This window comes from Streptomyces sp. NPDC002784, from assembly GCF_053592135.1.
The window spans coordinates 69,670-81,573 of sequence record NZ_JBSFVD010000025.1; the positions used below are offsets into that span (position 1 = coordinate 69,670).

The 11,904-nt window shown below is 72.0% G+C and carries 8 protein-coding genes and 1 pseudogene; 1 reads left to right on the plus strand and 8 read right to left on the minus strand.

Features of this window, described 5'->3' with window-relative positions:
- Positions 1-3 precede the first annotated feature (3 nt).
- The 4 genes and pseudogenes from ACWD1Z_RS31090 to ACWD1Z_RS31105 all read right to left on the minus strand — a co-directional run bounded on the left by ACWD1Z_RS31090 (position 4) and on the right by ACWD1Z_RS31105 (position 6,171).
- Complete coding sequence (locus ACWD1Z_RS31090) at positions 4-2,115, minus strand: FUSC family protein (protein ID WP_451123161.1); 2,112 nt, start codon at positions 2,113-2,115, stop codon at positions 4-6.
- A 113-nt stretch (positions 2,116-2,228) separates the two neighbouring features.
- Positions 2,229-3,596 (minus strand): NAD(P)/FAD-dependent oxidoreductase, encoded by a 1,368-nt coding sequence (locus ACWD1Z_RS31095; RefSeq protein WP_451123163.1) that lies wholly within the window; start codon positions 3,594-3,596, stop codon positions 2,229-2,231.
- Between the two features lie 195 nt (positions 3,597-3,791).
- Entirely contained in the window at positions 3,792-4,223 is a 432-nt protein-coding gene (locus ACWD1Z_RS31100) for an ATP-binding protein (protein ID WP_451123165.1), read from the minus strand.
- A gap of 47 nt (positions 4,224-4,270) precedes the next feature.
- Positions 4,271-6,171, minus strand: a pseudogene (locus ACWD1Z_RS31105) (AMP-dependent synthetase/ligase).
- Positions 6,172-6,336: 165 nt separating this feature from the next.
- On the opposite strand from ACWD1Z_RS31105, the gene ACWD1Z_RS31110 reads away from it, so the two are divergent.
- Positions 6,337-6,570, plus strand: coding sequence for a DUF6480 family protein (locus ACWD1Z_RS31110; RefSeq protein WP_389420271.1), 234 nt, complete (start codon positions 6,337-6,339; stop codon positions 6,568-6,570).
- A gap of 13 nt (positions 6,571-6,583) precedes the next feature.
- Here ACWD1Z_RS31110 and ACWD1Z_RS31115 read toward each other — a convergent pair whose 3' ends face one another.
- The 4 genes from ACWD1Z_RS31115 to ACWD1Z_RS31130 all read right to left on the minus strand — a co-directional run.
- On the minus strand, positions 6,584-7,675 hold the full coding sequence (locus ACWD1Z_RS31115; RefSeq protein ID WP_451123167.1) for a glutamate--cysteine ligase 2: 1,092 nt from the start codon (positions 7,673-7,675) through the stop codon (positions 6,584-6,586).
- Positions 7,676-7,779: 104 nt separating this feature from the next.
- Complete coding sequence (glgB, locus tag ACWD1Z_RS31120; RefSeq protein ID WP_451123169.1) at positions 7,780-9,990, minus strand: 1,4-alpha-glucan branching protein GlgB; 2,211 nt, start codon at positions 9,988-9,990, stop codon at positions 7,780-7,782.
- 4 nt (positions 9,991-9,994) lie between these two features.
- Positions 9,995-11,362: a maltokinase N-terminal cap-like domain-containing protein gene (locus ACWD1Z_RS31125; RefSeq protein WP_451123171.1), complete on the minus strand. Its 1,368-nt coding sequence runs from the start codon at positions 11,360-11,362 to the stop codon at positions 9,995-9,997.
- Positions 11,363-11,404: 42 nt separating this feature from the next.
- Positions 11,405-11,904: alpha-glucosidase C-terminal domain-containing protein (locus tag ACWD1Z_RS31130; protein ID WP_451123173.1), on the minus strand; the 500-nt coding region annotated here is incomplete at its 5' end.

Here is an 11,904-nt window from a genome sequence, read left to right on the forward strand (position 1 = left end):
GTCTCAGGCGCCGTCCGCCGGGCCGACCGGTGCCCCCAGCGGGCGGGCCAGGCCCACCACGGACTCGTCGAGCCGCTGCAGGTGCCGCAGCACCCGGTCGGTGACCCTGCCGTACCGGCTGCCGCCCGGCACCTGCGGCTCCAGCAGCGAGGCGATGCTCGGACCGGTCTCCACCCGGTCCTCGGCCCGCTCGTCGGCGACATGCGCGGCGATGGCCCCGATGTTGTGCGCGATGCGCCGCCCGGCCCCGCGCAGCCGCGGATCCGCCGCGATCGAGGGATGCGTGGGCAGCAGCTCGGCGGTCGCCGCCAGCGAGCGCGCGTGATAGGCCGCCGTCTCCAGCAGCGCGACCACATAGCGGGCGGTGTCACGGCGGGCCCTGAGCGGGGTCACCGGATGCGTCAGCGGCTTGGTCGCGGCCCGCAGATCGGCCAGCGCCTGGTCCAGGTCCCGCGCCTGGTCCAGCAGCTCCACCGGCGGCCCGCCGCTCAGCTGCTCCACGGCCGTCCCGGTGACCTCGCCCAGCCGCTCCAACACGGTGCCGAGCAGGTCATTGGTCCGCCGGTCGGTGGCGATGGGCAGCACCAGCGCCGCCGCGAACACCCCGCAGGCCGCCCCCAGCGCCGTCTCCTCGATCCGCAGCACCAGCACCGCGAGGCTGTAGGTGTGCAGCAGGGTGTAGAGCAGCCCCAGCGCGGCCGTGACGAAGAACGACATCAGCGTGTACGACAGGGGTGCGGTGTAGAACATGCAGAACACGAAGACCAGCACCAGCGCGAACGCCGTCCAGGTGTGCTGCCCCACCAGCCCCGCCAGCACGATGCCGGCCACCACCCCGAACACCGTGCCGAGCAGCCTGCGGTAGCCCTTCACCAGGATCTCGCCGGTGGAGGAGGTGTTGAGGAAGACGATCCAGCAGGTCAGCACCGCCCAGTACCAGCGGTGACTGGACAGCAGCTCCCCGCCGACGATGGCCAGCGCCGAGCCGACGGAGACCTGCACGGCGGCCCGGGTGGTCGGCCTGCGCAGTCCGGTCGGCTCCTGGGCCGCGGTGTCCTCCGCGCCGTCGATGGCGGCGTCCTCGGCGTCCAGCTCCTCGCGGGACCTGGCGGTGGACGGGGTGTCGTCCGACTCGTCCTGCGGCCCGTCCAGCGCGGTCCGCAGCCCCAGGACGGCCCGGGCGGCCTCGCCGATCCCGCGGAAGGCGTCCTGCACGGCCGGGGAGGCGGCGGGCAGGTTCTCCTCGTCGCGGTAGGACAGCAGGCGGTTGCGGACCTGGGCGAGAGCGGTGCCGCCCGGGCGCTGGACCAGCAGCTGCAGGCCGCGCAGGTCCCGGCGCAGAATCTCGGCGGCCTCGTCCCGGACCGGCAGCCGTCCGGCCGTCGGGACAAGGGCGCCGGGCAGGTGCAGGGTCAGGGTGTCCGTGCGTTCGGCGCTGCGGGCGGTGAGCAGCAGCAGGCCCAGCCGCTCCGCGGCGATCTCGGCGTGCGCCACCCGCCGCTGCACCAGCCGGGCCGTGCTCTCGTCCGCCGTGCCCTCCTCCAGGCGCCCCTGGATCATCAGCGCCGTCTCGTGCAGCCGCGCCGTTCCCTCGCGCACGCTCCGCAACGCCCGGTCCGCTTCCCCGGGGCCCGCGTCCAGCAGTTCCAGCTGGGCCGACACCAGCTGCGCCAGCCGGGCCCGGAACGCCTCGCGCAGCCGCTCCAGCGTCCCGGCCGGTGTCTCCGGCACCACCGCGAACCGCACCAGGGCGCTGCACACCACGGCCGTGACCACGGAGACGTACAGCTCGGGCAGGTCCGCGACGGTGGCGCCGACGAACAGGGACACGAAGTACAGCTGGAAGCCGATCAGCCCGAGCGCGGTACCGCGGTCGCCGAACCGGCGGCTGTAGACGGCGCCGAAGATCAGCGCGACGAAGAAGAGATCACCGGCGATCACATGGGAGTGCAGCAGCGCGGCCAGGGTGACGGAGGTGAGCGCGACCGGCAGGCCGAGGGCGAGCGTGACGGCCTGCGGGCCGCGCTGCTTCTCCCGTACGGCGAAGGTGGAGACCATCGCCGCCATCGCGCCCGCGACCAGATGCGGCACATCGGCGCCGAGCAGGGCGAGCACGACGAGGGCGAGCGCGATCGAGGCGACCGTGCGCAGCCCCGCGGCCAGCCGCAGCAGCCCCGGGTCGGACGCCGCGACCCGATCCCGCAGCCGTGCCCGCCCCGTGCCGGTGGCTATCCCCGACCCTCCGCCATGTGCTCCCGCAGCTGCTCCGGCGTCAGATAGGCGTCGGTGTACTCGAAGTCCCTCAGCTTGGCGGGCTTGCGGGCCTGGAAGCCGGTGCGCACGAAGTCGTCGCCGGCGATGGCGTTGAGCACCCAGTTCGTCATCACGCGCGTCTTGGCGACATTGGTGCGCAACGCCGACCAGTGGTAGCCGCGGGCCACCGCCTGGGCGGGCAGCCCGCGCAGTTCCACCCCGAGCGGCTTGGACACCGCGTCCCGGCCGCCGAGGTCGACGACGAGCCCGAGGTCCTTGTGGACGTACGGCTTCATCGGCTGGTTGCGCAGGGTCGCGATGACGTTGTCGGCGACGACCTTGCCCTGGCGCATGGCGTGCTGGGCCGTCGGCGGGCAGACGGCGCCCTCCTCGCCCTTGGCCCGGTCCGGCACCGCCGCCGCGTCGCCCAGCGCGAACACCCCGTCGTGTCCGGGCAGGTTCATCTCGGCCGCCACCGCGAGCCGCCCCCGGACGGTCTCCGCGCCGAGGGTCTTGATGAGCGGGCTGGCGACGACCCCGGCCGTCCAGATCAGGGTGCGGGTGGGCACCACCCGGCCGTCGGTGAAGGTGACCTCCTCCGGGCTCGCCTTGGCGATGGACACCCCGAGCGAGATCTCGATGCCCCGCTTGCGCAGGACGTCCTGGGCGCTGCGGCCCAGCTTGTCGCCCAGCTCGGGCATGAGCTTGGGGGCGATGTCGATCAGATGCCACTTGATCAGGCCGGGATCCAGCCGGGGGTAGCGCTTGACGGCGGCCCGGGTGAGCCGGTTGAGGCAGGCCGCCGTCTCGGTGCCCGCGTAACCGCCGCCGACCACCACGAACTGCAGCCGCGACTCCCGCTCCGCCGGATCGGCACTGGCGTCGGCCAGGTCGAGCTGCGAGATGACGTGGTCACGGATGTAGGCGGCCTCGGCGAGCGTCTTCATCCCGAACGCGTGGTCCGTCAGGCCGGGGATGTCGAAGGTGCGGGTGATGCTGCCGGGCGCCAGCACGATGTAGTCGAAGGGCTCGTTGACGATCTCGTCGGTGATCGTGCGGATGACGCACACCTTGGCCGCGAGGTCCACGCCGATGGCACCGCCCGGGATGATCCGGGTGCGGTACTTGCGGCTGCGGCGCAGGGAGACCGCGATCGACTGGGGCGTCAGCACGCCGGAGGCGACCTGAGGCAGCAGGGGCAGATAGAGCTGGTAGGCGAACGGCGTCACCAGGGTGACGTCGGCCTCGTCGGCGGCGAGCTTGCGCTCCAGACGGCGCACGCACCCCACTCCGGCGAAGCCTGCGCCAACCACCAGGATCCTGGGTCGTGTCACGGTGTTCATCCCTTCTGCGGCTCCAGGCGGTCTGATACGACGTCGTTCGCCTGCCCCTGGATCGCTGCCTCGCACCTCATCGATCCCACCGCGCTCCCGGCCGCTCCGCCAGTCGGGTGCGGCAGGCAGATGAACGACATGTTCGAGCCACACTGCCCCACGGGGGCCTTGCGCACACTGGGTTCCCAAAGATCGGCCGCGCAGTCACCACGGCAGGAAGACGTGGACGTCCTTGCCGCGCTCATGGGTGATGACGCCGACCTGATGGCTCAGGCTCTGCACCAGATACCAGCCGACTCCGCGGCCGCCGCTGTGCGGGTCGAAGGCACGGGGGGCCGGCGGCTCCGGACTGGTGTCGCGCAGGACCACGTGCACACCGTCGAAGGCTCTGCTCAAGCGCAGCTCGAACGGGCCCGGGGCGTATTCCACCGTGTTCGCCGCCAGCTCCGTGACCACCAGCAGGATGTCGTCCCGGTGGTCGGGCGCGGCGGGTGGCGAGACCCGCGCCAGGTCGCGGAGGTATGCCTCCGCGACCATGCGTGCCTCGGTCACGTCCGCCAGCGCCCCCGCGAAGCGGACGAGACGGTCTGCAATGTCCTGTCCAGCCAAGGTGTCGTCGTCCGTCTCTCCCCCCATGCACCTGCGCTGTCCGGCTTCCCCGCTCGCCGCGACCTACGCACAGGTCACCGGAAGACGTTGTCCGCGTCGTCCCACACCGCCGACTCGTCCGGCACCGGCTGCCGCCGGGTCCGGGCGCGGGCCTGGTACATCGCGTCGATCTCCAATGCGTAGTGCCGCACGATAGCGTCCCTGCGCAATTTCATCGACGGCGTCAGCAGTCCGTTGCTGAGGTCGAACGGCTCCGGCAGCACCCGGAAGACCCGGATCGACTCCGACCGCGACACCGTGCTGTTGGCGGCCGCCACCGCCCGCGCGATCTCCTCCCGCAGCGCGTTCTCCTCCCGGGCGTCCCGGCTGCGCGGGTCGGAGCGCGGCTGCAGGGTGCCGCGCCAGTACGCCAGGAAGTCCGGGTCCAGGGTGAGCAGCGCCCCGACACAGGGCCGGTTGTCGCCCACCACCACCGCCTGATGGATCAGCGGGTTCATCCGCAGGCGCTGCTCCAGGGCGGCCGGAGCGACGCTCTTGCCGCTGCTGGTGATGATGACGTCCTTCTTGCGGCCGGTGATCGTCAGATAGCCGTCGGAGTCGAGGATCCCGAGGTCCCCGGTGGCCAGCCAGCCACCCCGCAGCACGGCCCGGGTCGCCGCCTCGTCGTTGACGTAGCCCTGGAACACCGACGGCCCGCGCACCAGGATCTCCCCGTCGTCGGCCACCCGGACGTCCATGCCGGGCAGCACCTTGCCGACCGTCCCCGACCGCTCCTGGCCGGGCGGCTGCGCGGTGACCCCGCCGGCGGTCTCGGTGAGCCCGTACCCGTCGTTGAGGTAGATGCCGATGCCCTCGTAGACAGGGAGATCTCCCGGTTCAGGGGTGAGCCGCCGGAGGTCGCCCGGCGGATCCGGCCGCCCAGGGCGCGGCGCAGCCCGCGGTAGACCGTCCGCTCGTACAGCGCGTGCTGGAGGCGCAGGTCGAAGCCGGGCCCGGGCCCCTCGCCGAGCCGGTGCCGCTCCAGGGCCGCGGCGAAGTCCCGTGCCGTGTCGGCGGCCCGCTCGAACAGCGAGCCCCGGCCCGACTGGCGGGCGGAGCGCAGGAAGTTCTTGTAGATCTTCTCGAAGACGGACGGGACGGCGCAGAAGTACGTCGGCCGGAACGAGCGCAGCGCCGAGGCGAGGGAGTCCCCGCCCGGGTCGGACTCGTGGCCCATCAGCATCCCGCCGCGCACGCACAGTCCCTGCACCATGAGCCCGTACGCGTGCGAGAACGGCAGGAAGGCGAGCACCGACGCCTGTCCTCCCGGCGGCACCACCAGGTGCCCCCAGCCCGCCAGCAGCGTGTCGCACCCGTTGGCCAGGCTCCGGTGGCTCAGCGCGCAGCCGAGCGGGCGGCCGGTGGAGCCGGAGGTGTAGGAGATCACGGCGGTGGAGTCCGGCAGCACGATGCGGCGCAGCGAGTCGACCGCGGCGAGCGGCACGAAGGCGCCCCGCTCGACCAGCTCGCCCAGTGCCCCCGCGTCCAGCTGCCAGACGTGCCGCAGCAACGGCAGCGAGGCGCACACCGAGCCCACGGTCATGACCGACTGCTCGTCCTCGACCACCACCCCCACGCATCCGGCGTCCCGGAGGATCCACTCCACCTGCTCCCGCGACGCGGTGGGGTACACCGGCACGACCTCGGCGCCCACCGCCCACAGGGCGTGGCTGAAGACCGTCCACTCGTACCGGGTGCGCGCCATGATCGCCACGCGGTGGCCGGGCGAGATCCCGGAGGCGACCAGACCCTTGGCCACGTCGACCACCGTGTCCCGCACCTCGACCGCGCTGATCTCGGTCCACTCGGCGGAACCGGGCAGGCGGCGCGCCAGCATCGGCAGCGTGGGCTCCACAAGCGCCCGTTCGAAGATGCTGTCGGCCAGCCCGCCGCCCGGCGGCGCGGAGACGGAGGGAGCCAGGGCGAAGTCGCGCATGCGCAGCTCCTGTCGTGTACACGGTGTGACGCCACCGACGAGGAGGGTTATCGGCGGTGCTCGAATCTAGCCGAGGTACGAGCGAACCGGGCCGGAATCCGACAAGTCCGCAGAGCTGATCCGCCGCCGCTGATGATCTCGGCGAGATAGGGGGACTCGGGGGGCATGAACCACATCAACCCTGATCCGGAGCCCGAGCGCACCACCGGTCTGGAACCGGGCGGTTCGGTACCACCGGGCGAAACCCCGCCTGCGGAGAGCAGCATGCCCGAAGCGGGCCCGCGCGAGACGCACAACCCGACCACGGGCTGGGCCAAGGGCCCGATCCTCGTGATCCTCGTCCTCGCCGTGCTCTGCGCGGGCTTCTTCCTGACCTACGCCATCATGCTCATGCTGTGAGGCGCCTCCCGCCTCAATCCTGAGTGCGCCGGACGCACTCGAGGACCACGTCCCGAAGGCTGCCGGTGCGCTCCAGCAGCTCGCGCTGCACCCGGGCGCCGTTGCCGCGCTCCAGCAGCTCGGCGACGCCCGCCCGGGCACGGTCGAGGTCGCCGTGGTCCTCCAGCGCCTCCCCGACATGGTCGAGGAGGGCCTGCACCACGGCGCGGGCCGGCATGGGCCGCATCGTCACGGGGTGCAGCAGCTCCCCGGTGACGCCCGCCCGGGCGGCCTGCCAGGCCGCCAGCCGCAGCACGCTGACGCTGTGCGGCGCCGGCTCGACCCCCGCCCGCCACTCCCGTGCGGCGGTCTCCACCAGGCCGCGGGCCAGGTTGGCGATCAGGACGGGGGTGTCGGCGTGCAGACTCACGTCCGACACCCGGATCTCCACGGTCGGGAAGTTCCGGGACAGCCGGGCGTCGAAGTACACCATCCCCTGGTCGAGGATCACCCCGGTGTCGATCATGTCCTTGACGACCTGGTGGTACCGCTCGGCCGACCCGAAGACCTCGGTGGGACCCGCCGACGGCCAGCGCTGCCACACCCGGCTGCGATAGCTGCTGTACCCGCTGTCCTTGCCCTGCCAGAAGGGCGAGTTGGCGCTCAGCGCGCTCAGCACCGACAGCCACGGCCGGATCCGGTCGATGACGGCGACGCCCTCTTCGTCGGACTCCACGCTCACATGCACATGGCAGCCGAGGACGAGCTGCTCCTGGGTGGCGATGCCGTACTGCTCCGCCATCCACCGATAGCGCCGGCCCGCGCCGACGGCCGGGCTGACCGGCATCGGGGAGGTGGCCAGCGCCGCCACGGCACAGCCCAGCTCGCCGGCGTACCGCGCCGCCTCCTTGCGGCACCGGGCGATCTCCCGGCTCAGGCCGTCCATGCTCGACTGCGGCTCGCTGGCGTACTCCAGCATCTGGTCGTGCAGTTCCTTCTCGAACACGTCGTGCCCGTCCGCGCTCTCCCGCTCGGCGCGCGCGATGATCGCGGCCGACCGGGCCCGCGGTTCACCCGTCTCCGGATCGACAAGGAGGAGTTCTTCCTCCACACCTACGGTGCGCACCTGTGGCACCCCTTCTATGGCCCGACGCGATGACGACGAGGTTTCGTCGTACGCCCCGACTGCCCGCTACCTGGCAGTCGGACACCTGGCATCGCCTGCGGGCCTCAGGAGGGATACGGCGTCAGCCAGACCGTCGCCAGCGGAGGCAGGGTGATCCGGATCCCGTCCTCCTCCGGCTTGACCGGCCCGGGGTTGGTGATGTCGCCGCCTCCGTACCGGGCCGCGTCCGTGTTCAGGGTCTCCTCCCAGACGGTGCCGCCCTCGGGCACCCAGATCCGGTAGTCCTCCCGCACGACCGGGGAGAAGTTCGACACCGCGAGCAGAGGAGTGCCGTCGGCGGCGTACCGGAGGAAGGCGAAGACGTTGTCGTCGGCCGCGTCGCCGAGGGCCCACTGGAAGCCGCCGGGGTCGGTGTCCCGCTGCCACAGCGCCGGGGTGGCGAGGTAGGCGGTGTTGAGGTCGCGGACCAGGTCCCGGACGCCCCGGTGGTCGGGCTCGGCGCTGTAACCGGGGTCCAGCAGCCACCAGTCCGGGCCGTGCGGCTCGGACCACTCCGCGCCCTGGGCGAACTCCTGCCCCATGAACAGGAGTTGCTTGCCGGGGTGGGCCCACATGAAGCCCAGGTAGGCGCGGTGGTTGGCGCGCTGCTGCCACCAGTCGCCGGGCATCTTCGACACCAGCGCCTGCTTGCCGTGCACGACCTCGTCGTGGGAGATCGGCAGCACGTAGTTCTCGCTGTAGGCGTACACCATCGAGAAGGTCATCTCGTTGTGGTGGTACTTGCGGTGGACGGGCTCGTGGCTGATGTAGCCGAGCGAGTCGTGCATCCACCCCATGTTCCACTTCAGCCCGAAGCCGAGCCCGCCGCTGTCGGTGGGCCGGGTGACCCCCTCCCAGGCGGTGGACTCCTCCGCGATGGTCACCACGCCGGGCGCCCGTCGGTACACCGTGGCGTTCATCTCGCGCAGGAACGCCACCGCGTCCAGGTCCTCCCGGCCGCCGAACACATTGGGCGTCCACTGGCCGGAGTCACGGGAGTAGTCGAGGTACAGCATCGAGGCGACCGCGTCCACCCGCAGCCCGTCGATGTGGAACTCCTCGCACCAGTACACGGCGTTGGCGACCAGGAAGTTGCGCACCTCGACCCGCCCGAAGTCGAACTCGTAGGTGCCCCAGTCGGGGTGTTCGGCCCGCCGGTCGTCCCCGGGTTCGTACAGCGGCTCCCCGTCGAACCGGGCCAGCGCCCAGTCGTCCTTGGGGAAGTGGGCGGGCACCCAGTCCATGATCACGCCGATGCCCGCCCGGTGCAGCGCGTCGATCAGGAACTTGAAGTCGTCGGGCGTGCCGAGCCGGGCCATGGTCGCGTAGAAGCCGGTGATCTGGTAGCCCCAGGAGCCCGAGAACGGGTGGTGGGCGACCGGCATGAACTCCACGTGCGTGAAGCCGAGGTCCTTGACGTAGGCCGGGAGCACCTCGGCCAGCTCACGGTAGGTCAGCCCGGGCCGCCAGGACGGCAGGTGCACCTCGTACACCGAGAACGGCGCCACATGCACCGGGACGTCCCCGCGGTGCGCCATCCACTCCGCGTCGTCCCACTCGTAGCGGGAGGAGTGCACGATGGACGCGGTGTCCGGCGGGATCTCCGCGAACCGGGCCATCGGGTCGGCCTTGAGGAAGCGGTGGCCGTGCCGGGAGTGGATCTCGAACTTGTACCGGGTGCCCTCGCCGACACCGGGCAGGAACAGCTCCCACACGCCGCTGGCGCCCAGGGAGCGCATCGGGAAGGCGGTGCCGTCCCAGTAGGTGAAGTCCGTGGCGACCCGCACGCCCTGGGCGTTCGGCGCCCACACGGTGAACCGGGTGCCGGTGACGCCCTGGTGGGTCATCGGCTCCGCGCCGAGCGCCTTCCACAGCTGCTCGTGCCGGCCCTCCCGGATCAGATGGAGGTCCAGCTCCCCGAGGGCGGGCAGGAAGCGGTACGGGTCGTCGACCTCGTGCTCGCCGTCCTCGTACGACACGAGAAGGGTGTACGCCGGGATCTTCTTCCGCCGCGGCACCACCCCGGCGAAGAGACCGTCGCCCTCGGAGACGAGCTGTCTGCGTCTGCCGTCGATCACCACGCTCACCGCGCGGGCGAACGGGCGCAGCGTCCGGAACATGATCCCGCCCTGCACCACATGGGCGCCGAGCAGCGCGTGCGGGTCGTGGTGGGCGCCGGCCAGCAGACGACCGCGGTCGTCGGGGTCCAGCGGCGGAGCCGTCCCGCACCGGGCGGGTCCTGACGGCTCGGGCAGCGAGGTGTCACGCAACGCCATGGGGTCAGCCTCCTCGTACGGCGAGACGCTCGATCGCCGCCATCGGTACGGGCAGCCAGTCCGGGCGGTGCCTGGCTTCGTAGAGCACTTCATACACGGCCCGGTCCGTCTCGTAGGCGCGCAACAGGCCGTGTTTCTTGCGGGGGTCCCATCCGGCGGCAGCCGCGTAGCCCGCGCAGAACGACTCGCGGCAACGGAGGGCCCACTCCGGCCGCCAGGGCCGGCGCTGGCGTGCCGCGTAGTCGAAGGAGCGCAGCATTCCGGCGATGTCCCGGACGGGGGAGTGCAGGTCGCGCCGCTCGGCGAGCGGGCGGGAGGGTTCGCCCTCGAAGTCGATCACGAACCACTCCCGTCCGGCCCGCAGGACCTGCCCCAGGTGCAGGTCGCCGTGGATCCGCTGGGCGGGCGGGCCGGGGTCGCAGGTGGTGAGCGCCCCGAACGCGGTCCGCAGGCCCGGCACGAAGGACTGCAGGGCCGGTACGCAGTGCGCCGCGGAGTCCAGCCGCTCGGTCATCGCCGCGGCCGTGGCGGCGTTCTCGCGGCGGGTCTCGCAGGGGAACGCCGAGGCGAGCGCGAGGTGGACCTCGGCGGTGGCCCGGCCCAGCTGGTGGGCCTCCGCGGTGAAGTCGTCACCGGAGGCGAGCGCCTGGAGCGCCAGCGTCCAGCCGTCGGTCGCGTCCCGCAGGAACGGCTGGAGCACGCCCAGCGTCGCGTCCCACGGACGGGTGGTCCGGAACCAGGCGACCGGTGCGGGGACACGGCGGCAGCCCTGCCGGGCCAGCGCGCCCGGCACCTCCAGATCCGGGTTGACACCCGGCTGGATCCGCCGGAACACCTTCAGCACGAAGGCGTCGCCGTACACCAGCGAGGAGTTGGACTGCTCGGCGTCCATCAGACGCGGCGCGAGTCCGGACGGGACCTGCACGGGGGAGCAGGACTCGAAGCGCAGCGGGCCGGCGGTGCCGGGGTGCCGCAGCCGGTCCAGGAGCAGCTGTGCGGAGCGCAGGTCCTGCAAGGCGTCGTACACCGTGAGACCGGCGAGCGGGCCCTCGTCGGCCCGTCCGATGAGGCTGCGGCCCAGGCGCGGCGAGGGGTGCTCGCGCACCCCGAGCAGCAGCTGGTAGCAGTCGCCGGCCGGGGGCGCGGTGGTGCCGCCGGGGGCGGGCACCGGGACATGGCCGGCGTGGACCAGCAGATGCAGACAGCCCGGGAACAGCTCGGTCATGGACAACAGGGCCAGGTCGGTGACCGGCCGGTCCTTGCCCGCGAACCACCGCTGCCGCGGCAGCCACTGACGCAGCAGACCGCCGAGCGAGACCATGATGTCGGCTACGGCCGGAGGGCTCGGTCTGAGGGATGCGGTCTTCGGCATGGTGACGCGTCCTTTCGTCGGCACACGCTCAAGGGGACACGCTCAAGGGGCGGACGCTCGGTGTCGGCGGCCGATGCGGGAGGCGACTCGGGAGAGCCGGAACCAGTAGAAGCCGTGTCCCGCCAGCGTCAGCAGGTACGGCAGTTCGCCGATGGCCGGGAAGCGGACCCCGCCGAACAGCTCGACCGGATGCCGTCCGTCGAACTCGCGCAGATCGAGCTCGGTCGGCTGGGCAAACCGGGAGAAATTGTTCACGCACAGGACGAGATCGTCCTCGTACTCCCGCAGAAAGGCCAGCACCGCCGGGTTGGACGACTGCAGTTCCGTGAAGGAGCCGAGTCCGAAGGCGGGATTCTGCTTGCGGATCTCGATCATCCGGCGTGTCCAGTGCAGCAACGAGGAGGGCGACGCCATGGACGCCTCGACGTTGGTGACCTGGTGACCGTAGACCGGGTCCATGATCGTGGGCAGGAAGAGCCGGCCGGGGTCGGCGGTGGAGAAGCCCGCGTTCCTGTCCGGCGTCCACTGCATGGGGGTGCGGA

Coding starts and splice junctions, on each gene's coding strand:
- ACWD1Z_RS31095 (WP_451123163.1), bottom strand. CDS start 3,596: ATGAACACCGTGACACGACCCAGGATCCTGGTGGTTGGCGCAGGCTTC.
- ACWD1Z_RS31125 (WP_451123171.1), bottom strand. CDS start 11,362: ATGCCGAAGACCGCATCCCTCAGACCGAGCCCTCCGGCCGTAGCCGAC.
- ACWD1Z_RS31100 (WP_451123165.1), bottom strand. CDS start 4,223: ATGGGGGGAGAGACGGACGACGACACCTTGGCTGGACAGGACATTGCA.
- glgB (WP_451123169.1), bottom strand. CDS start 9,990: ATGGCGTTGCGTGACACCTCGCTGCCCGAGCCGTCAGGACCCGCCCGG.
- ACWD1Z_RS31110 (WP_389420271.1), top strand. CDS start 6,337: ATGAACCACATCAACCCTGATCCGGAGCCCGAGCGCACCACCGGTCTG.